General features: G+C 49.2%; 12 protein-coding genes. 1 reads left to right on the top strand and 11 read right to left on the bottom strand.

Annotated elements, in window-relative coordinates; genetic code table 11:
* The first annotated feature begins 50 nt into the window (after window positions 1-50).
* Window positions 51-3,944, top strand: a complete 3,894-nt coding sequence (gene purL, locus MJX74_RS13040; protein WP_240223265.1) for a phosphoribosylformylglycinamidine synthase — start codon at window positions 51-53, stop codon at window positions 3,942-3,944.
* Window positions 3,945-4,044: 100 nt separating this feature from the next.
* Here purL and MJX74_RS13035 read toward each other — a convergent pair whose 3' ends face one another.
* From MJX74_RS13035 to MJX74_RS12985, 11 genes are all read right to left on the bottom strand, one after another.
* Window positions 4,045-4,962: a histone deacetylase family protein gene (locus MJX74_RS13035; RefSeq protein WP_240223264.1), complete on the bottom strand. Its 918-nt coding sequence runs from the start codon at window positions 4,960-4,962 to the stop codon at window positions 4,045-4,047.
* Complete coding sequence (locus MJX74_RS13030) at window positions 4,962-6,824, bottom strand: GNAT family N-acetyltransferase (RefSeq protein ID WP_240223263.1); 1,863 nt, start codon at window positions 6,822-6,824, stop codon at window positions 4,962-4,964. The genes MJX74_RS13035 and MJX74_RS13030 overlap by 1 nt, the downstream gene beginning before the upstream one ends.
* A gap of 93 nt (window positions 6,825-6,917) precedes the next feature.
* The gene (locus tag MJX74_RS13025) at window positions 6,918-7,616 is read right to left on the bottom strand and encodes an OmpW/AlkL family protein (RefSeq protein WP_240223262.1); all 699 of its coding nucleotides are present in this window, start codon (window positions 7,614-7,616) and stop codon (window positions 6,918-6,920) included.
* 133 nt (window positions 7,617-7,749) lie between these two features.
* Window positions 7,750-9,180 carry a DUF3300 domain-containing protein gene (locus MJX74_RS13020; RefSeq protein ID WP_240223261.1) on the bottom strand — a complete coding sequence of 477 codons (1,431 nt, stop codon included), beginning with the start codon at window positions 9,178-9,180 and terminating at the stop codon, window positions 7,750-7,752.
* Window positions 9,181-9,345: 165 nt separating this feature from the next.
* Window positions 9,346-11,058, bottom strand: coding sequence for a bifunctional ornithine lipid synthase OlsF (gene olsF / locus MJX74_RS13015; protein ID WP_240223260.1), 1,713 nt, complete (start codon window positions 11,056-11,058; stop codon window positions 9,346-9,348).
* A gap of 92 nt (window positions 11,059-11,150) precedes the next feature.
* Entirely contained in the window at window positions 11,151-11,936 is a 786-nt protein-coding gene (locus MJX74_RS13010) for a UDP-2,3-diacylglucosamine diphosphatase (protein ID WP_240223259.1), read from the bottom strand.
* Window positions 11,937-12,077: 141 nt separating this feature from the next.
* Entirely contained in the window at window positions 12,078-14,510 is a 2,433-nt protein-coding gene (locus tag MJX74_RS13005) for an ABC transporter permease (protein ID WP_275692775.1), read from the bottom strand.
* A gap of 1 nt (window position 14,511) precedes the next feature.
* Entirely contained in the window at window positions 14,512-15,219 is a 708-nt protein-coding gene (locus MJX74_RS13000) for an ABC transporter ATP-binding protein (RefSeq protein WP_240223257.1), read from the bottom strand.
* A gap of 17 nt (window positions 15,220-15,236) precedes the next feature.
* On the bottom strand, window positions 15,237-16,490 hold the full coding sequence (locus MJX74_RS12995) for an efflux RND transporter periplasmic adaptor subunit (protein WP_240223256.1): 1,254 nt from the start codon (window positions 16,488-16,490) through the stop codon (window positions 15,237-15,239).
* Window positions 16,491-16,527: 37 nt separating this feature from the next.
* On the bottom strand, window positions 16,528-17,889 hold the full coding sequence (locus MJX74_RS12990; protein WP_240223255.1) for an MFS transporter: 1,362 nt from the start codon (window positions 17,887-17,889) through the stop codon (window positions 16,528-16,530).
* 13 nt (window positions 17,890-17,902) lie between these two features.
* Window positions 17,903-22,543, bottom strand: a complete 4,641-nt coding sequence (locus MJX74_RS12985; RefSeq protein WP_240223254.1) for a non-ribosomal peptide synthetase — start codon at window positions 22,541-22,543, stop codon at window positions 17,903-17,905.
* Window positions 22,544-22,555: the final 12 nt, after the last annotated feature.

Below are 22,555 nucleotides of genomic sequence, written 5' to 3'. Positions count from 1 at the left end.
CGCGCCTGTTTTAGGTTCCATCGTCGTTCAATCCACGGGAAAAAAAGCCTATGTTGATCCTGCGTGGTGCGCCAGCACTGTCCGATTTCAGAATTCAGAAGTTACTAGACCAATGCGCCCAGAGTGGCTTAACCATCAGCGGTATTTATGCTGAGTTTATGCACTTTGCTGACGTTAGCAGCGCATTGACTGACGCCCAACAGCAAACACTGGATAAATTGTTAACCTATGGCCCGGCTATTGCCAGCCATGAACCACGCGGCCAGTTAGTGCTGGTAACGCCACGGCCGGGCACTATTTCGCCCTGGTCATCTAAAGCGACAGATATTGCCCGTAACTGTGGTTTAACGCCGGTTTCGCGCTTAGAGCGCGGTATTGCCTATTATATAGAAGCTTCTACAGCCTTAACTTCTGACCAGCTAAAGCAGGTTGCTGCCTTACTGCATGACCGCATGATGGAAGTGGTATTTAGCGAGCTTACTCAGGCTCAGGCGCTGTTTGCCAAAGCTGAGCCTGCAGAGCTTAGCTCTGTGGATATTAAAAACGGCGGCCGTGCTGCGCTGGCCAAAGCCAATATTGATATGGGCCTGGCACTGGCCGATGATGAAATTGATTATCTGTTTGACAACTTCACCGCGCTTGGCCGTAACCCGAACGATATTGAGCTGTATATGTTCGCACAGGCGAACTCAGAGCATTGCCGGCACAAAATTTTTAACGCTGACTGGACAATAGACGGCGTACAACAGCCTAAATCGCTGTTTAAAATGATTAAAAACACTTTTGAGCAAACTCCGGACTATGTGTTGTCAGCCTACAAAGACAACGCTGCGGTAATGGAAGGTTCTACCGCTGGCCGCTTTTTTGCCCAGCCCGGTAATTTAACTTATCAGTATCACCATGAACCTATTCATATACTGATGAAAGTAGAAACCCACAACCATCCAACGGCTATTTCACCATATCCGGGAGCCGCAACCGGCTCTGGCGGTGAAATTCGTGATGAAGGCGCCACCGGGGTCGGTTCTAAGCCTAAAGCGGGTCTGGTAGGTTTTTCGGTATCTAACTTACGTATTCCGGGTTTTGAGCAGCCATGGGAAACCGATTTTGGCAAACCGGAGCGCATTGTATCGGCGCTGGATATTATGCTGGAAGGCCCTTTGGGCGGTGCGGCGTTTAATAACGAATTTGGCCGCCCGGCCATTAATGGTTATTTCCGTACCTATGAAGAAAAGGTACCGAGCCACAATGGTGACGAAGTACGCGGTTACCATAAGCCGATTATGATTGCCGGTGGTTTGGGCAATATCCGTGCAGATCATGTACAAAAAGGTGATTTACCGGTTGGCGCAAAACTGGTGGTACTAGGCGGCCCGGCGATGAATATCGGCCTGGGCGGCGGTGCGGCATCTTCGATGGCATCGGGTCAGTCGGCCGAAGATTTAGACTTTGCCTCAGTGCAACGGGAAAACCCGGAAATTGAACGCCGTTGTCAGGAAGTCATTGACCGCTGCTGGCAGCTGGGAAGCGAAAACCCTATCGTATTTATTCACGATGTTGGCGCCGGTGGTTTATCCAATGCCTTCCCTGAGCTGGTTAACGACGGTGGCGTGGGCGGTAAGTTTGAACTGCGCAATGTACCAAACGACGAGCCGGGTATGTCGCCGCTGCAAATTTGGTGTAACGAATCGCAAGAACGCTATGTGATGGCAATACCGGCCGACAAAATGCCGGTGTTTGAGCAGATTTGTAAGCGTGAGCGCGCACCTTTTGCCGTAGTAGGCGAAGCTACAGCAGAGCAACACTTAACGTTGACCGATACCCATTTTGGCAGCACGCCAATTGATCTACCGTTAAATGTGTTACTGGGCAAAGCGCCGAAAATGCACCGCGACGTGCAAAGCGCACAAACCGTGGGTAAAGCACTGGATTTAACCGGCGTAACAGTAAAAGACGCGGCAGAGCGTTTATTGCGTTTACCGGCTATTGCCGAAAAAACCTTTCTGGTAACCATAGGTGATCGCACGGTAACCGGTTTAGTCGCGCGTGACCAGATGGTTGGCCCCTGGCAGGTACCGGTAGCTAACTGCGGTGTTACCGCAGCCAGCTACGACACCTACCACGGTGAAGCGATGGCGATGGGCGAGCGTACGCCAGTGGCACTGCTTGATTTTGCTGCTTCGGCCCGGTTAGCGGTAGCAGAAGCCATTACCAATATAGCTGCCACTGATATTGGCGATCTAAAACGGATTAAATTATCTGCCAACTGGATGGCAGCAGCCGGCCACCCGGGTGAAGACGCCGGTTTATACGCCGCAGTAAAAGCCATTGGTGAAGAGCTGTGCCCGGCACTGGAAGTGACTATTCCGGTGGGTAAAGACTCTATGTCGATGAAAACAAAATGGCAGCAAAATGGTGAAGATAAAGCCGTTACTGCGCCATTATCTTTAGTGATCACGGCGTTTGCCCGCATAGAAGATATCCGCAAAACGGTTACGCCGCAGCTGCGCACTGACAAAGGCGATACCAGCCTGCTGGTAATTGACTTAGGCTTGGGCCAGAACCGCTTAGGCGCGTCCTGTTTAGCACAGGTTTATAAGCAGCTGGGCCAGACGCCGGTTGATTTAGACAGCCCACAACTGTTGATTAACTTCTTTAACGCCGTGCAGCAATTAACCCGCGAGCAAAAACTGCTGGCCTACCATGACCGTTCAGACGGTGGTTTATTCGTTACCCTGGCCGAAATGGCCTTTGCCGGTAAAGCTGGTGTACGTGCCGATGTAAGTAGCCTGGGTAGCGACGATATGGCGGTGCTGTTCTCGGAAGAGCCGGGCGCGGTGATTCAGGTTAGCAACAGCGAGCTTGAGTATGTGAAGCAAGTGCTGGCACAGCATCAATTGGCCGCTTGCAGCCATGTTATCGGTAGCGTAAGCACTGCAGACGAGCTGGTATTCAGCCGTGGCGATAAAGTGGTATTAAGCGACAGCCGCACCCGCTTGCGTTGTATCTGGGCCGAAACCACTTATCAGATGCAGGCACTGCGTGACAACCCGGCTGGTGCCAAACAAGAGTTTGATGCTAAAGCCGATGTTGCCGATCCGGGCCTTAACGTAAAACTGAGCTTTGATTTAAATGCCGATGTTGCCGCACCGTTTGTTTTAAAGGGTGCTGCACCTAAAGTGGCTATTTTGCGCGAACAGGGTGTTAACTCGCACGTAGAAATGGCTGCCGCCTTCAACCGTGCCGGTTTTACCGCCGTTGATGTGCATATGAGCGATATACTGGCAGGCCGGGCTAAGTTAGCTGATTTTAATGGTTTAGTGGCCTGTGGTGGTTTCTCTTACGGTGACGTACTCGGTGCCGGTGAAGGCTGGGCTAAATCAGTATTGTTTAACGACATTGCCCGTAAGCAGTTCGCTGAGTTTTTTGCGCGCCAAAGCACCTTTTCGCTTGGGGTGTGTAATGGCTGTCAGATGATGTCTAACCTCAAGAGCCTGATCCCGGGTGCTGAGCTGTGGCCACACTTTGTCCGCAACAAATCTGAGCGTTTTGAGGCCCGTTTTAGTCTGGTAGAAATACAGCAAAGCCCGTCGTTGTTTTTTAACGGTATGGCCGGTTCACGTATGCCCATTGCTGTGTCACACGGTGAAGGCCATGCTGAGTTTGCTTCATCAGAAGCATTCGCCAAAGCCAACCACAGCGGCACGGTTGCCATGCGCTTTGTGGATCACTACGGTAAAGCCACTGAGCAATACCCGCAAAACCCGAACGGCTCGCCAGCCGGTATTACGTCGCTTACCACCACTGATGGCCGGGTAACGATAATGATGCCACACCCGGAGCGTGTGTTCCGCGCCGTAGCTAATTCATGGCAGCCAGACGGCTGGCAGGAAGACAGCCCCTGGATGCGCATGTTCCGTAACTCGCGGGTTTGGTTAGGTTAAGCTAACCAACTGTAATAACGAAAAAACCTGCTGCGGCAGGTTTTTTTATGGCGAGCTAAAAGATAAAGGCCTCAGCGGTCGTTATTGCAGCGGTGTTTACCTACATCAAGCCTTTTAAAAACGCTACTACGCTGCGGCCCAGTGCGCTTAGGGCGTAGCCGCCTTCCAATGCGGCGACAATCCGGCCCTGACAGTGTTGGTCGGCCAGTTGTTTTAGCTGCTGCGCTATCCACTGGTAATCGGCTTCGGTTAGCAGAAACTGCGCCATATCATCTTCGCGGTGGCCGTCAAAACCGGCGGATACCAGAATAAGCTGCGGTTTAAACGCGTTAATGCGTGGCAACCAATGCTGCAGAATTTGCTCGCGCCAGATGGCTGGTTTGCACAGGGCAGGCAGTGGTAAGTTTTCAATATTGCTGGCGCTGGGGTGTTCACCGGTATTGGGGTAAAGCGGATACTGAAAGGATGAGCAAAACAACACCCGCTCATCAGCGGCGAAAATATCTTCAGTGCCGTTGCCGTGATGCACGTCAAAATCGACTATGGCCACCCGGCTAAGCTGGTAGTGTTCAAGCGCGTAAGCGGCTGCAACTGCGATATTGTTAAAAATACAAAAGCCCATAGCCTGGCTGCGTGTAGCATGGTGGCCCGGCGGGCGCACATTGCAAAATGCCTGCTGGTTGGTGTCACTCATAACCTGATCAACGGCATTAATGGTCGCGCCTGCGGCATGCAGTGCAGCATTGAGGCTGTGTTTCATTATCTGGGTATCAGGATCTAGCCAGATATGACCATCTTCAGGAGTTTTAGCATAAATCTCATCCACATATAGCTTACTGTGTACATGATATAAATCTTCAGCACTGGCTGGGATGGCATCGCGCTGCTGCACAATAAACTCCAGGCCAGAGCGGATTAACTGATCATTTATTGCACTTAACCGGGCAGGTTGCTCCGGGTGATCGTCCCCGGCCAGATGTAAATAACAGCTGGGGTGGCTAAACAGGGTAATTGCCATCAGTTGTGCTCCGCTGGTTTGTTGCTGGCTGAGCGGGGCAGGCGCAGTTGCAGGTTAACTTCGGTGGGCTCGTCCCCTGGCAGGCGGCTAAAACCGGCTTTTTGGAATACCGCCAGCATGGCTTTGTTTTCTGTCCGCACATAAGCAACCATGCTGTTCAGGCTGCGCTGTTCAGCTATATCAATCAGCTCCAGCAGCAAGCGTTTTGCCATTCCTTTGCCCTGGTATTTTTCCCGTGTGACAAACGCCACTTCACAGCTTAGGTTATCGTTGAGCAAATAGTAACGTCCCACTGCCTGAATCTGTACTGCAGAGCCTTTTTGCTTAACAATACACAGTGCCAAATCCCTGGACTGATCAACACCGACCAGGGTGCAGGATTTCTCCCGGCTCATTTGGGTTGGCACGGCGCTGTAGCGTAGCTGCAGAGTTTCTTTGGTGTGTGAGTAAAAAAACTCCTGCAACCGGCGCTCGTCTGACGGGTTTAAAGGTCTGAGATCAAACTCTTCGCCGTCAATATGTAACTCCTTGAACCCAACACTGCCAAGTTCTGGCACTTCGGTTGGTGTATGTAACTGATAATGAGGCACCCAAAACTGTTGTCGGATTTGCTCCAGCAATTGCTGGCGAAACTTCGGATGGGCCACACGAATAAGCTCCAGAGCTCTCTCTCGAATACTTTTGCCACGCAAGGAAGCCACACCGAACTCAGTTACTACGTAGTGTACATGGCCCCTTGACGTCACTACTCCAGCGCCCTCACTCAGATGGGCAACAACACGTGAAATAGTACCGTTTTTTGCAGTGCTGGGCATGGCAATAATGGGTTTACCACCATTGCTCATCGATGCACCCCGACTAAAATCGACCTGGCCGCCAATGCCGCTGTAAAATAAGTGGCCGATTGAGTCGGATACGATCTGGCCGGTGAGATCCACCTCAATCGCGCTGTTTATTGATACCATATTATCGTTACGGGCAATATTAGCCGGTGAGTTTACGTATTCACTGGGATAAAAACCCATATGCGGGTTGCAGTGGACAAAATCGTATAAAGCTTTGCTGCCGACACAGAAACTGGCCACCGTTTTGCCCGGATGGAAGGTTTTTTTCCGGTTAGTGACAACGCCTTTTTTAATCAGCTCCATCATAGAGTCGGTAATCATTTCACTGTGAATGCCAAGGTCAGTATGGTTGCCCAGATACCGAAGTACAGCATCACACATTTTGCCTACACCAATCTGAATTGTGGCACCGTCTTCAACCAGTAAAGAGACATATTGGCCAATCCGCTCTGTCACAGCGTCTAATTTTACCGGTGGCATTTGTACAATAGGTTGATCAGCATAAAAATAGCTGGTTATCTGGTCCTTATGGATAAAAGCCTGGCCATAAGTAATCGGCATAGACGGATTTACCTGCGCAATAACCTTTTTTGCGGCTTTGGCGGCTGCAGAGACGATATCGACGGACACACCCAGCGAGTGGTACCCGTGCTCGTCTGCAGGGCTAACCATAATTAATGCGGCATCCAGCGGCAATATACCGTCACTGAACAACGAGGGAATATCAGACATAAAACAGGGCGTATAATCGGCACGACCTTCTGCTACTGCACGTCGCACCTGATCACCGCCAATAAACAGTGCGTTCACCTTGAACAATTGTTGATATTCAGGTTCTGCCCATTTGTTGTCAGACAGTGAGTACACCTGCACAATTTCGATATCATGCAGTTGTCTGGCGTTGCTTATTAAGTGATCTATAAGTGCTGTTGGGGTGGCGGCGTGCGAGCCAATAAAAATACGGTCGCCGGATTTTAACAGCTGTTGCCAGTTCAGCGTAGCGGGGGCTTTAGCCACTGTTATGCTCCGTGTAATATGATACAGCTATAGGATAACAGTTTAGGCTAAAAGGCAACCGGGGTGCAGTCGCCTTTAGTCTAAGTTATTGCTTTATAACATCCAGCGCAGGCCAACCATGGCAACATAAGGATCTATGTCAACATCAACGCTTTGCACTGTAGTGCCATTTACTTGGACCCGGCCGGTAGTGTCGATATCCATTTTACTTAGCATCAGGTGCAGCCCTAAGGTATCGGTGAGTTTAATATTTACCCCAGCCTGTAATGCCAGGCCAAAAGAGCTTTTCAGTTTTAGCCCGACATTGTCGTCAGCGCCGGCGACTTCCAGTGCGTTTAGTGCGCCAACCAATTGGGCATCTGCTTTTTCGTTAAAAAACTCAGTGTAATTTAACCCGACACCAACGAAAGGGTCAAACATCTGATGCTGCGGCATAAAATGATACTGTGCCAGCAAAGTTGGTGGTAAATGCTTGGTTTTACCTACTTTTAAGCCATCAATCGCCGAGCCTTTCACAGTAATATCATGGCTGAACGGGGTAGCGGCAATCAGTTGTACTGCCCAGTTCGGGTTAATGCGGTAGTCAAATGTCAGGCCCAACTGGGTATTAGTGTTAACGCCAACAGCAGTGGAACCGGATGGCAAACCGGCAACCTGCTCAATAACGTTTAAGCTGGAGCTGCTGTCGTCCGGCGCCACGGCAATAGCACCAACGTTAATAGCAAAGTCGGCATAGGCGGGTGCTGCCGCCAGCATTGAGGCAAGAGTGATAATAGACAGGGTCGTTTTCATAGTGATCTCCACAGATAAGTTCTGTGGCCAATTGTCCGCTTTGCTTAGCAGAGAATATTGGGCTGGATCAATAAAAAATGGGGCTGATGTGAATTCAGCCCCGTAGTTTGTTTTATATCAAATAAAGCGGTGATTACTCGATTTGTCTGGCCGGGCGCTCTTGCCGTTGCACAGTAGTTTGCCGTGTTGACTGCTGCTGGCGGTGTTCACGTGCCGGCTGATTTTGCTGGCGCACAACTGGCGCTGCTTGCCGCTGCTGTATTTGCGCTTGTTGTGGCTGGCGTTGCTGCACCGTGGGCTGCTGGTACTGCTTAGGCTGCTGTACCTGACGCTGCTCTGTTCTGATCTGAGGTTGCTCTGCCCGCTGATGCCGTTGTGGCTCGCGCTGGCGCAGCTGCTCAGTACTTAATACCCGCTCTGAACGCTCACGCTGCACCGCAGGCTGGCGCTGGTCTTTTAATTGCTGGTTAAGCTGCTGTTGGCGGCGTTCATCACGCTTAACTTCGGTTGGCCGCAGCCGTTGCTCTGTAGAGACATTGCGTTGCTGGCGTTGGTTGTTATCGTTAGCCTGCCATTCACGGTTAGGCATTCTGACCTGCTCAGCTGTTTTACGCTGATAATGCGGTTTGTTCTCGCGCACCGTAACATTGCTGTCAACACCGGTATGACGCACCGGCTGGCCTTTAATTTCGCGTGTTGGCTGGCGGTAACCATAACCTGAGTTGTAATCACGGTTCAGGCGCTCATGGCGGTAATGCACACCGCGACGGTGCTCGGTGTTGTGGTGCCAGCGGCGCGCATCCACGTAGTGTCTGTGGCGTACCGGATAATAACGCGGTGGCTTGTGGTAATAGTGATGGTGTACTACCACATGGCGATGATGCCAGTCGAAGATACCAAAATAAAACCACGGCCGTACATTGACACTTATACCCCAGTGAAACGGGCTGTTACGGTAATATACTCCGGCGGTATGCCAGTATACCGGCGGGTGTGATGGCCACCACCAGTCGCCATACACTACGCGGGTATCGTACACCGGCACATAGACGACTTCTTTGCGTGCAGGTTCAATAATAATAATCTCACGCTCGCGCTCTACTACCACGTGTTTAGTGTCGTTTAGCGAGCCATTGGCATAGGCCTTTTGCCGCAGGTTCTGAATGCTGGCCATGACCTGCGCTTCATCTGCTAAAAAAGCCTCGCCAAGCTCCTGTGTCCAGTCCAGATCATTGCTTAGCCGTTCCAGTAATTGTGGAAAAGCCACCAGGGCTTTTACGCTTGGATCCCAGCTTTGCTGTTCTACGGCGTCGACAGCAGCTTCGCCTGTCAGTTTAGGGTTGTCTTTTACCCAGCGGGCAGCCTGCACCACTTCCAGCGGATAAGTTGAGGCAATCAACACGTGGGTTAAGACGGTATCGGGATACAGGGCTACCGGCGCCAGCATTTGATCCAGCTGCGCCTGCGACAAGGTTTCTTCTTCAGCCCGGACATCAAACGACTGGCTAACCAGTAGCACGCACACCGCCAGTATCCGGCTTAGTTGCAGCATCAGGTTTTTCATCTTGCTATCCTCAGTTTCACCGTTAGCAAATTACTGCACTGACGGCTTTTTGTACAGTGTATAGCTTATAGGGGGATTTGGCTGAATCGAAACTGAACTTTACTGAACCTTTACATAGCAAAACTGGCAGCCGAAGCTGCCAGTTTCTGTGGTGTTTTAGCCGGATTATTCAGCGTCGATATAGCGCGCTTTTTTACTGGCTTTTAGCATGGTCATATCTACCAGTACCAGGCCGTCAACACAGTTGGCAAAATCAGGATCGGTACCAAAAGCAAGAAACTTCACGCCGCCCGGCTCACACAGTTCGCTGTACTGTTTATACAGTGTGGGTACGCTAACACCCATATTGGCCAGCAAATGTTTTAGCTGGGTAAAATCCCCGAGGTAGTTATCGCCGCTAAAGTGCTGCTGTAATTCAGATAAAATAGCCTGTGGCAGCTGATAAGGTTGTTTTGACACAGCAGCGCATGCTGCGTCGCTAAAGTACAGGCTGTAAAAATATACCATAAGATCGCGCGCTGCCTGCGGGTAGCTGTTCGACAGGCTGACACCGCCAAACAAATAGCGAATATCCGGGTTACGTTTTAAGTAAGCGCCAATACCGTACCATAAATATTCCAGGCTGCGTTTACCCCAGTAACGAGGCTGCACAAAGCTGCGGCCCAGTTCAAGCCCGGCGTCAAGATACGGCTTCATCTTGGCATCAAACTGAAATAATGACGCTGTGTAGAGGCCATTTTCGCCGTATTCAGCCAGCACTTTGCGGGTGTTAGCAAAGCGGTAGGCGCCGACAATTTCCAGATCGTCTTTATCCCACAGGATCAACTGCTCGTAGTGGCTGTCAAAGCGGTCGATATCGCGGCGCAAACCACTGCCTTCGCCTACAGCCCGAAAGGCAAACTCGCGCAGCCGGCCAATTTCGCGTAACACCGGCGAGCTTTGCTGGTGGCAATACAGGTAAATTTGCTTACCATCACCGGTTTGGCCGAGTAATTCACAGCTTTCGACGGCTTTTTTCAGCGTAATACGATCTTCCGGGTGAGCAATGGCGCTTTGGGTAATAAACAGCGGTGCCTTATCTTTGGCCAGCCGGTACAGGTGTTTTTTAAACAGCTTTACTTTGGCCTGAGTTTCCAGCGCCATATTGGCAAAGGCTTCGTAAGGGATCTGCTCACCAATTCGCATTTCCAGCTTTTTACGTTGCTGCTTAAACATTTCTTTTACCAGCAGCATGGTCGCCAGTGGCTTGTACAGCATAGAGGCGCCATAAAACAGCGCTGAGTTACGGCCATCAATAAAGATAGGTAATATTGGTGCTTTGGCATTAGTGGCAAAACGTAAAAAGCCGCTGTGCCATTTGCCATCACGGATGCCTTCCGGGCGTAGGCGCGATACCTCACCCGACGGAAACAGGATCAATGCACCCTCAGCGGCTAAATGTCGCTGAATATTATCCAGTGCCCGCCGCTCAGTGCCGCCGCTCATATTATTTACCGGCAGTAGTAAGTTATGCAGTGGTTCCAGCGCCATCAGTATTTGGTTGGCCACCACTTTAACATCGGGGCGGATATCGCTTACCAGCTTTAACAGCGCCAGGCCATCCAGTGAGCCTATGGGGTGGTTGGCAATAATAACAATGCGGCCGGAGGTAGGAATGCGCTCAATTTCGTTGTCGCGCACCGAATAGCGGAAGTTAAAGTAGTCCAGTACCTGTTCAACAAATTCCAGCCCTTGTAAATGCGGATAACGGCTGGCAAAGGCAATAAAGTCCTGCTCATGCAGCAAATGGCGCAATGCGCCTTTTACCGGCTTATACAGCCACGGCTTGTTTGACAGCTGAGGCAGGTTTTGTGCAAGTACTTGTTCGACACTGATCATGGTTCGCTCCGATAGCACGGCAGTAGGCTGCGCTCAGGCTAAAGCGGTTGTATGACAATTCAGTGTCGGATTTATGGCAGTTTGCTGAAATTTCAGGCAGCTTTTTTATTGCTGGCAGCAAGTGGCAAGGCAGCAATTTTCTCTGCCTGCTCAGTCCAGTGATACAATGCAAGGCTACCATCGGGCTGCTCAATCAGGGCTGTGCAGCTGTCAATCCAGTCACCATCGTTGCAGTAAATAATGCCTTGCTCCAGGCGGATTTCGGCATGATGGATGTGGCCGCATACTACGCCGTCAAAACCACCGCGTTTCGCTTTGGCAATTGCAGCGGCACGATAACGGGCTATGGCTTTTTGTGCGCCCGGTACCTTATTTTTAATGTAGGCAGCCAGGCTAAAGTAGCCGCCACCGGTTAACCGGCGCAGGCGGTTGTACCAGCGATTTAAAAACAGTAACAAGTCATACAAATTGTCGCCAAGCCAGGCATGCAAGCGGCCAAAGTTAACGTCTTTATCAAACTCGTCACCGTGCAGCAGTAACAATTTTTTGCCCTGTGCTGTGGTATGGTTGGCGCGCAGGGCAATGCGGATATTACCAAAGCTTTTACCAGCATACAGCCGCATAGCTTCGTCGTGGTTACCGGGGATATATATTACCGCTACGCCTTGCTCGGCTTTATCCAGCAGACAACGCAGCACTTTGTTCTGGCTTGGGGTCCAGTGCACCTGTTTGCGCATGGCCCATAAATCGACAATATCGCCCAGCAGATAAATGGTTTGAGCCTGAGTATGCTCAAGAAAGCTCAGCAGATAATCTGCCTGGCAGTCTTTGCAACCCAGATGAACGTCAGATAAAAAGATAGTGCGGCAGTTCAGCATCAGTCTGTACCATGTTATCTTTAGACGCTGCCAGCATCAGCGCGGGCTGTGTCAGCGATATGACTAATTTATGAAGCTTTGATGATTTGGTATGGTAATAACAGCGCGGATGAAAGCAGTTTGCTTTCATCCGCTGCCGGATTAGTTGCTACGCAGAGAGTGAATTGCAGGTTTACTGGCAACGCCCCAAACTGCCAAAATGGCAGTTGCGATGGCGATAGTACAGATTAGCCCAACAGGAATAATAAACGATGACAGTTCAACTGATACAGTGAACCAGGGTTTGTTCTTCACGTAACTTAATAGCGCTAGTAATAGGGCGGTGCTGCAGGTTAACCCTATTAAAACGGGTACCATAGTGTCCTTGCAAACCAATGTCATGATCCGTTTTGGTGTGGCGCCAATGGCCAGACGAATACCCAACTCAAATTTACGCAAGGTCATGCTGTAACTTAATACACCGTATACTCCCACTGCTGCTAAAAACAGGGATAATAAACCCAGTATCGCCGTCACCCAGGCAGATATTTTGTCCATAGATATCTTCAGCTGATGAACATCATTCATCGAATACATATCGTACAGGTAAATTTGTGAGCTGACCTGAGCTGCCAACTGATTTAACTGTGCGGCAGACAACTGCTGATTAGGTTTATAAGACACCAGATAGGTTGCGCCACGCAGCATAGGTACATAGATGCGTGGCATATTAAGCTGGTTTGGGATAGTTAAATCTTTTACGATACCTACCACGTGGTAAGGCACGGACTGATTGTTGAAATAAAACGGTTTGCCAAGGGCAGAGCTGTCTGGCGACAACATTTGTGCCATCGTTTCATTAATCACCGCTACTTTGTCACGTGCAGTAACTTCTTCAGCTGTAACATTACGACCTGCAATAAAAGATAGTCCCACTAATGGCATATAGTTTTCATCTATAGTTCCGATGCCGGGACCTATAGATATGCCACCACCAAGCTCTGATGTAACTGCGGTGGTCCACTCAATATTTACTGTTCTGGCCATTGGGGCATTACTCGCAAGGCTGACTTTTTCTATCGCATTGTGTTGCTCCAGCTGTCTTGCTATTGCCTCAATGTAGTTGCGCCGCTCTTCTGCCGGCGCCATCACCAGCTCACCGAGGTCAAAATCAAGAAATGTTTTCGATTCAGTAGTAAAACCCAAGGGGGCTTGTATTGCTTTGACAGCAGAGCTGAATACTTGAAGGTTACAGCTGATGAGTACACCACACAGAGTAACCTGGCTGATAATCAGGAGATTACGGATGCGAGAGGATATTTGTAAACCTGCACCTTTACCGCTGGCCTGTAATGTTTTATTTAGTTCTCGATAGTTGAGCTGGCTGGTAGTGATCAGAGAGAAAATAGCTGCCAGCACGATACCTATGGTCCAGGAGAATAACACAGTAGGCAAATTCAGCGATAATTCTGCTACTCTGGGCAACTGTGTTTGCGCTACGGATATCAGCAGGGTATTACCAAGGTGAGCGATCACAATCGCCAGTGTGCTGGCAGCTAGCATTAGCATCAGAATTTCGGCAAAAATTACGCCGAAGATATGCTGACGTTTTGCTCCCAGGGCAATCTGGATCACGATTTTACGGTGATTATTTGCTGCGCGAGCCAGAATAAGATTGATGATATTGACTGCTGCTATTAATACCAGTACCAATACTCCTGCGAACATCAGTAAGGCTCTGGAGCGAGAGTCACCCATAATAACGTTTTCAAAGCTACGCAAACTAACAGCGATTTTCCGGCTATCAAAATAAGGCACACCAGTTACTTCTTCACGGAATCTTTTATTAATCAGTGTAGAAAGGTTATGTTCTGTTTGGCTGACAGACTGACCTTCGTTCAGTTTAGCAACCAGATAAATCTCAATAAAAAACATACCCCAGGCAGTATCGTCTCCAGGTGGAAGTGGGTTAAAGTCCCATGGCAACCATACCTGAGTATTGCGGCCTGTTTCATGTAGTTGTGGCTCGACAAAGTTTCTTGCTGTAACGCCAACAATATTGAAACTGGTGCCGTTGAACATCATTTTTTCGGACAGGATATCTGGCTTGCCTTTGTATAAATCCTGCCATAGCTGATAACTTATTACGGCAACTGGCACCTTGGAGTGCAAACCTTCTTCTGCTGAGAATCCGCGCCCCAGCACATACTGCGTGCCTAACATTGAGAAATAATCAGGCGTGATAAAATTAGCTTTTAATTTCGGTTTGGCGTCATCATTTGTCAGTACTGCTTCACTATATTTTATAAAAGCACGCTGTTCGAACTGATCAGTCTGTTGATATAACTCCATTAGACCTGGGTAGTTCTGGGCATTATTGAATCTGAGGCGGCCATCGTCGTGGTGTGTCCAGTTTGTGACATACAGCTGTTGTTGATCAGGATAGGGGAGCGGTTTATACAGTAGTAAATAGTTTAGATTAAACATGCAAACCAGAGCGCCGAGCGTCAGACCAAAAGTCAGGACTATCGTCAACACATAACCGGGCACATGTTTTAAACTATTAGCAGCCGTTCTGATAAAGTAGCTGAACATATTAACTAGCCTCCGCTAATATACCGGCTTTATCGGTTATTTGGCCATCCAGCAGATGTAGTTTACGGTTCGCCATCTCTGCGTAACGAGGATCATGTGTCACCATGCACAAAGTTGTCCCCTCTTTATTGAGTTGCATCAGCATAGCCATAACGGCATCACCATTTTTTGAATCAAGGTTACCGGTGGGTTCGTCAACCAACAAAATGGCAGGGTTGGCGATCAGTGCTCTGGCGATTGCTACTCGCTGTTGCTGCCCACCAGATAACTGGTTAGGTTTATGTTTGGCGCGGTGCGCCATATCAACCTTTTCCAGACATTGCATCACTCGTTTCTCAATTTCGTCCTGCTTCGGCGCTTGCTGTGCATAGCGTAATGGCAGGGCAACGTTATCAAATACGCTTAGTTCATCTATCAGATTAAAGGACTGAAAGATAAAACCAATTTTGGCGTTACGGATTTCTGCCGCCTCTGTGAGCGAAAGGCGGCTGACATCTTTATCTTCAATCAGATACTGACCATTGCTGGGCATATCGAGTAACCCCAGAATAGACAGCAGAGTAGATTTACCACAACCAGACGGGCCACAAATGGAGACAAAATCGCCACTGTAAATCTCCAGATCTATTCCTCTGAGAGCATGAGTATCCATTTCATCAGTGCTGAAAATTTTGGTAATTCCAGCCATTTTAATTTTTAATTCGCGCATAACCGTTTCCTTTTCATTTAGTTTGTAATACTTATGCGTTTGCTGTCAGTAAAGCCTGTCATATCCGACACAATAAAGGTGTCATTGACAGCGGCACCTTCAAGCAACTGGATATATTTTCCGGCGTCTTCGCCGTAGCGAACCTCCGAGTACTCCGCCAGTTGTCGTGTCTGATCCAGTTTGTACAGACTGTTGCTGGAATTAACCCGCACATTTACCGGCCGGTCTATGTACAGGGTGTTTTTAAGCTCAGCAGTGTAAATAACCGCATCAACGCTCAGTTCAGGTCTTGCCGATGCAGGTAAGTGTGCTGCTGTGAACTGGATTTCTATCGTTACCGTGCCTTCTTGTACTTCAGGGGTAATGCGGCTGACTTTGCCAGGCAGCAGATCCCTGCGGGTCGTCACTTCAGCCAGTTGACCTACACTAATTCTTTCTGCCTGAGCTTGAGGTACACGGATTAGTGCAAGCAGGTCTTGTTCGCTACCTACCAATGCCAACTCTTGTCCTGCAGCAATACTTTGGCCTAACTCTACCGGGAGCCTTTGTAATATACCGTTAATACCAGCTTTAACAGCCAAAGCATCAACGCGGTTTTTGACAGTGAAGTATAGTGCTTCGGCTTGGTTAATCTGCTCTTGCTGAATATTCAGCGCTTCCTGATTAACCAACTTTAATTGCGCTATGCGATTTTGCTGGATGCGCATGCTGTCATGCAGTTGCTCTTGCTCCAGTACTGTAGTTTTATAGGTAAGTTGAGATACCACACCTTTATCAACCAGCTCTTGTTCTGCTTCTCGACGCAATTTAACCATGTTGAACTTCGCCACCATCTCCGCCAGATTAGACTCCTCCGCTAACAACTCACGCTGATTGTTCAGCTCCAATTTGCGCAAATTAGCTTTCTCCTGATTTAGCTGCATTCTGGCGCGTTCCGTTTCTTCGTGCAGCTCAGGGTTATTCAGCTTCATTATGATGCTATCGGGCGTAACCTGCGCCCCAGGACGCAGGATGATTTCTTCTACGGTGGCAGACGTGAGGGAGGTTAACAGCTTCTGCCTGTGCGACCTGAGCACGCCATAGCCCTGTACTTGTACACGCAGATCTCCTTGTTTTACCGTACTTAACACCAACTGGTTGCGGTTGATCTGCCGATGAGACTCTTTTCCCATCAGCAGGATGGCGACAACAATCACCAGGACTATGCAAAACAGCAACATCGCTTTTTGTTTATAGTTGGCGTGGGCAGATTTTTGTTTTACCACGTCCATATACGGCTCCTGTAAGTTTGAAATTGAACAGACATAATTAGCTGTTTGTTGCCGCAGTAGTGCCTGTCTGATCTTGACTATCAGCGTCTTCATGCTCTGGATCTGGTTCATCGCTGATATGGCGGATTTGTTTATTGCTGTAACCCCACAAAGCAAACAGCATTGGCAATATAGATAAACAAATTAACATCAGGGCGATACCCCGGCCCGGTCCAGTGCCAATTATTGGTCCAACCGTGCTGGAAACGATATTGTTACCACGCATTACTGGCTCAAACACAAAGTCTGCCAACGGGCCGGCGAGGAAATCGCCAAGTGGAATGGTAAACTGAGCAAACATACGGCGCAGGGCAAACACCCGCCCCTGTACACCCGGAGGAATGCGACCTTGCCAGATTGCCTGACTGCAGCCATTAATCATCGGTAATAAGAATTTGAAGCAGAATAAGCCGAGCATGATCAGCCAGATTGACGGGTAAATACCCAGTAACAGCAAGCAAAAACCCATTAAAAAGCCGCTACCCAAGATACCGTGGATCTTTTTGTCGGGGCCTCCGGTTGACGCCAGATAAAAAGAACCCAATAACATACCGATACCACCGACCGACAACACCATACCAATTTCAGACTTATCGGCGAAGAAATGCAGCATCGGCAGTACTGAGATCGTACCCATACTGACAACGAAGTTGATCAGGCAGAAAAATACCAGTAAATAAACCAGATCTTTGTGTTGAAACAGATAAGCCCAGCCCAGTTTAAACTCCTGCCACATACTGGAGCCTTTCTTGTCACCCTTGAAGGCTTTGGCTTTAGGAATTTTAACCAGAATTAACGTAACCATGGCGATGGCATAAGTACCAAGGTCAATCAGTAAAATAGTTGTCAGGTCAGTAAAAGCTAGTAAGGCCCCCGCAGCTAATGGTGCGATGATCATGCTGCTGGAGTCAGCAAATTGCATCAAGCCTGAGACCCGGCCATAATCTTTACGCTCTACCAGTGAGGTGATAGCAGCAATGTTGGCTGGAGCCTGAAACGCAGTAGCAACTGAACTGATAAGTACACAGACATAGATATGCCAGAACACTAAATTATCGTTCATGTACTGGATTGCAATGTAAAGTGTTACCAGTGCCGAAATAGTGTCGGTAAGAATCAGGATCAATTTTCGGTCATAGCGATCAACAATGGCCCCTATCCAGGGCGCCAGCAGCACCGCGGGTAAACCCGCAATCACCGCTATCATGGTAAAAGAGGTAACAGAATCGGTTTGCCCCAGGATCCACAGCCCCAGTGCAAAGCTGGTTAAGCCAGAACCGAGGATAGAAAACAGCTGACCAGTCCACATCAACTGGTATTTTTTCATGCCATCGCTGGCGCCCTTAAATTGCAGTAACATTGAAATTATCCTCTTATAACTTGTTGTAATTATTTAATATTTCTAATATGCATTGCTTGCAGTCTGCAGCCAGCTGTTCAATTCGTTCGACACGATAAATGGTGTTGCTAAACTCCCAACGAATAGCCATAACCCCTTCTTTGATGTACACCCCTACCGCCAAAGGTCTTAGCCGTTTAGTCTGGTGATCCAAACCATAGCCGCCAAAGCCATCGACCTTGCGTAACACGCGTAAGTCGGCTTGATTATCATGGCCAAAATAATTGAAAAACACCTGTGGCTCAGGGGTTTGGTTAAAATGTTCAATTAATTCCTGATCCTGGTTCAAATAGCGCAGTACACCATAGCCAATGCCGCCGTTAGGAATAGCTCGCAGCTGCTCGTTGATAGCTTTAATAGCGGCCACAGGATTGCTGTTATTGCCATAGTCGAGGAAGGCAGGGTAAATCGTGTTAAACCAGCCAACTGTGCGGGACAAATCAACATCGTCAAACAGCGCTTCTTTACCATGCCCCAACAGATCTATCATCAGACTGTTTGATCTACAGCTTTGTTTGAAGGCATAAACAATGCTAGTCAGTAAGATGGCATCAATTTTGGCGCCGGTTATCTTGGGGACTTCATCGAGCAATATAGTGGTTTGTTGTTGATCTAACTGGACATAGACGCTCTGCGAGCTGGACATCAGGTTTTCGCCAGCAGGAAAATCCTTGCTCAGTTCAGCGGCATATTTCCGCTCCGGCAACAGCCAGTATGGTCGCTGGTTTTTCATTTCATCGCTGTAGCCCCAGGCTGACAATTTTTCGACCCACTGCTTAAAGGAGGTGCCTTTTTCTGGCAGCTGTAACGGCTCATTACGGCTGTATTGGCGATAGCAGGTCTCAAAATCGTCGATAATGATGTGCCAGGAGCCGATATCAGCCAGCATAAAATGACCAAACAAAAACAGAGTCGGCTTTAGGTCCAGGTTACAACGATATAAACAGGCTTGAAATAATGGCCCTTGCTGTAAGTCCAGCGCGGTAACACTGTAATAGATCCGTCTGCCTAATTGGCGTTCATAGTCAGCTTGATCTTCAGCATCCAGGATAACCTGGTTTAGCTTCACCTTGTCTGGAGGACTGTCACAAATCAGGCTGGGTGGGTTTGAGTCTGCATCAGACAGGCGCATTCGCAGGCTATCATGCCGGGTTAATACATGCTGCAATGCACGTTCAATGGCGTCCAGGTCAAAGTCGTTGTCACGTGGTTGCAGATAAACCCCAAGTGTATGAAACTGCGGGTTAGTATGCTGCAGGCTGAGAAAATGACGTTGAGCCGGTGTCATAGCTACCGGGCCTTCAACAGGGGTTAGCTGGCGCAGTATTTGTGTTGTTAATGATGCCTGTGCCAATAAACGCGGCGTTTTATGCTGAAACACTTGCCGCGCAGTCAGGCTGATATGACATAACTTGGCCTTTGACACTAACTGGATAACCAGTAAGGAATCGCCACCCATGCTGAAAAAATCATCTTCAATGCCAACGCGTTCAGTTCGCAGAATTTGCTGATACAACTGACATAATGCCGTTTCTATATCGTTTGTCGGCGCAACATAAGGCACACCACTTTGGATCAGGTCTGCTGAAGGCTTTGGCAGCGAGCGGCGGTTAATTTTACCGTTTGGTGTCTGCGGTAGTTTTTCCAACTGAATAAAAATGGCGGGAACCATATATTCTGGAATATGTTTTTTCAGATAGAGCCGTAAAGTGTCATGCCCCAAGGTGGCCACGCTGGCAGTAAAATAACAGATAATGCGTTTATCACCAGGTTTGATTTCATGCACCACCGATACGGCTTGCTGTACCTGAGGGTGTTTGTTTAGTGTGGTATCAATTTCGCCCAGCTCAATCCGGAAACCGCGTACTTTTACCTGCGAATCTGCCCGACCGAGAAAAATAATATTACCTGCGCTGTTGTAGCGGGCTAAATCCCTGGTGCGGTAAAGCACACCTTGGCCTGTGATCGGGTCAGCAACAAACGCATCGGCGGTGAGGTCTGGCCTTGCCATATAGCCGTCGGCTAAACAGTGGCCGCCAATAAAAATTTCACCGGGTACGCCAACAGGAACCGGCTGCATTTGCTCATCCAGCAGATACATCCGGGAGTTTTCAATCGGTTTGCCAATGGTGACTGCGCCGTTTTCGCCATCCCCACTTTCAATACGATGCCGGCTGCACCAAACCGTTGCCTCGGTAGGGCCATACAGGTTCCAGAATGACGATGAACGTAGCAGTAACGTTTCTGCCAGTTCAGGCGGTAAAGCTTCGCCGCCGCAGAGTATGCGCATATCACGTTTACCCTGCCAGCCCATGTCTAACAGCATACGCCACATAGACGGTGTAGCTTGCATAACACTGATATTATGTTGTTGTATCAACTGCAAAATGCAATTGGCATCCTGCAACTGTTCTTTGTCAGCCAGTACCACAGTGCCGCCATTAATCAGCGGCAGGAAAATCTCTAATACGGCGATATCAAAGCTGATAGTGGTAACGGCGAGCAGCTTCTCACCAGCTTTTACGCCGGGGGCAAGACTCATCGCCTGTAAAAAGTTCGCCACGGTCTGATGGCGGATCATCACGCCCTTGGGTAAACCGGTTGAGCCTGAAGTGAAAATGACATAGGCCTGATCGGTTGGCTGCGCCTTAGCAACCTGTACAAAAACGGGCAGGTCGCTACCATGTTGTAGCTTGCCGTCAGCGTTAAGTTGCAATGCAGGCCAGTTACCGACAGGTACCTTGGCAACCAGACTGGGTTGTGTAATCACTGCCGCGATGCTGGCGGTGTCAAACATATACTGCACCCTGTCCTGCGGGTAGCTGAGGTCAACCGGAATATAAGCGGCACCAGCTTTCAGCGTACCAAGCATGGCAACAATCATGGCGGCATTGCGTTCTGTTGCAATGGCAACATAGCTGCCGCAACCAACACCTTGCGCCAGCAGGTGTTGCGCCAGCACCGTACTTAGAGTATCCAGTTGCTGGTAGCTTAAGGTGGTTTCGCGGCTAATTACCGCGGCAAGATCCGGTGTCTTTTGCGCTTGGCGTTGCACCATTTGGTCTAAAGTATCCTGATTAACAGGCTGCTCGTCACCCACACTCCACTGCTGCAAAATCTGTTGTTTTTCCTGTTCACTGAGCAGACTGACATCGGCCAGCTTTTGCTGGGGCTGGGCAAGCAACCGTTGCAGCAACAGGGTCAGGTGTTCCGCCATCCTGATTATCGTATCGTGGTTAAATAAATCGGTGTTGTATTCAATAAAGCCATTCAGTTCGCCGGTATCATTTAAATAAAACGTCAGGTCATATTTGGCTGTTTGATTTTCGGTGGTGAGTGCTTGTAGCTGCAATGCCTGGTTTACCGGTGCTCTAGTCGCTTGCTCGTTATCGGTCTGGTTCTGCGTATTGTTGAGGATCAACATCACCTGAAAAATAGCGGCCCGGCTCATGTCGCGTGGCGGGTTCAGCTCTTCTACCAACTTTTCAAACGATACATCCTGATTGGCGAACGCATTAAAAACAGTGGTCTTTTCCTGCTCAAGCTGTTGCATAAAGTTGAGTTGCGGATCGACGTAGGTTCGAAATGCCAGTGTATTGGTAAAGAATCCAATAACATTTTCCAGTTCGGTACGGTTGCGGTTAGCGATTAACGTGCCAATGGCAAAGTCATCCTGACGGCTATACTTGTGTAGCAGTATGCGCAGTGTGGCAAGCATCAGGGTAAAAGGAGTCGCACCGGTGTTGTAGCTGAGTTGTCTTAATCGACTGCTTAGCTCTGGTGCAATGTTGATAGCGACGGAGTTGCCATTATAGGTGCGCTCTGACGGCCTTGGTCTGTCGGTATACAGTTCCAGCGGAGCAACGTCGGCCAGCTTATCTTTCCAGTAAGTCAGTTTGTTCAGAAGCAGTTTTTCCTGAGCATCAGAGCGCTGCCAGCAGGCATAATCGATATAGCTATAGTCGGTAATACCGCTTGTAGGCTGAGTATCGGCCAGTTGGTCGTAGCATTGGAAAATTTGCTGTATCAGTAAGGCGTGTGACCAGGCGTCAAAGGCAATATGATGCACATTGATATACCACAGATAGTGCTCGTGGCTGATATGGAACAAACGGCTGCGGAAGACACCGTCATGCTGCAGATCGAACGGCGTATGGCCATCTTCTTTAATTTCGCGTAGCGCGTCACTTTTGGCTTGTTCCTCACCCCGTTCGGTTAAGTCGACTACGGGCAGAATGGTGTGGGCTTTATTGCTGATAAAATCTGCCAGACTAAGAATATTCTGCCGAGCTGTGCCATCCACTTCGCGATATTGACTGCGCAGGATTGGGTGAAATTCCAGCGTCTGGAGCACGGCTTTCGTCAGTCGTGCTGTGTCCACCGCGCCTTTTACCGCATAAACCATCGGTATATTGTACTCCGGACTCGCCGGATCGAACTGTGACATAAACCAGATGCGCTGCTGTTCATGGGACAGAGGGTAATGTGCCGCAAGCCCGGCTTTGGGTAGCAATGAGGCCGTAGCGGGTGAGCTGCCCTGGCGTTGTGCCAGACGCTGCATTAGTAGCGCTTTTTGCTCGGGTGACAGTGCCTTAAGCTTTTCTTCTATGTCCATCGGGATATCCAT

This window comes from Rheinheimera hassiensis (genome assembly GCF_022436675.1).
Classification (GTDB): Bacteria; Pseudomonadota; Gammaproteobacteria; order Enterobacterales; family Alteromonadaceae; genus Alishewanella; species Alishewanella hassiensis.
This window is presented reverse-complemented; position numbering and strand designations above follow the sequence as displayed.

Coding starts and splice junctions, on each gene's coding strand:
- purL (WP_240223265.1), top strand. CDS start 51: ATGTTGATCCTGCGTGGTGCGCCAGCACTGTCCGATTTCAGAATTCAG.
- MJX74_RS13035 (WP_240223264.1), bottom strand. CDS start 4,962: ATGGCAATTACCCTGTTTAGCCACCCCAGCTGTTATTTACATCTGGCC.
- MJX74_RS13025 (WP_240223262.1), bottom strand. CDS start 7,616: ATGAAAACGACCCTGTCTATTATCACTCTTGCCTCAATGCTGGCGGCA.
- MJX74_RS13020 (WP_240223261.1), bottom strand. CDS start 9,180: ATGAAAAACCTGATGCTGCAACTAAGCCGGATACTGGCGGTGTGCGTG.
- olsF (WP_240223260.1), bottom strand. CDS start 11,058: ATGATCAGTGTCGAACAAGTACTTGCACAAAACCTGCCTCAGCTGTCA.
- MJX74_RS13010 (WP_240223259.1), bottom strand. CDS start 11,936: ATGCTGAACTGCCGCACTATCTTTTTATCTGACGTTCATCTGGGTTGC.
- MJX74_RS13005 (WP_275692775.1), bottom strand. CDS start 14,510: ATGTTCAGCTACTTTATCAGAACGGCTGCTAATAGTTTAAAACATGTG.
- MJX74_RS13000 (WP_240223257.1), bottom strand. CDS start 15,219: ATGCGCGAATTAAAAATTAAAATGGCTGGAATTACCAAAATTTTCAGC.
- MJX74_RS12995 (WP_240223256.1), bottom strand. CDS start 16,490: ATGGACGTGGTAAAACAAAAATCTGCCCACGCCAACTATAAACAAAAA.
- MJX74_RS12990 (WP_240223255.1), bottom strand. CDS start 17,889: ATGTTACTGCAATTTAAGGGCGCCAGCGATGGCATGAAAAAATACCAG.
- MJX74_RS12985 (WP_240223254.1), bottom strand. CDS start 22,543: ATGGACATAGAAGAAAAGCTTAAGGCACTGTCACCCGAGCAAAAAGCG.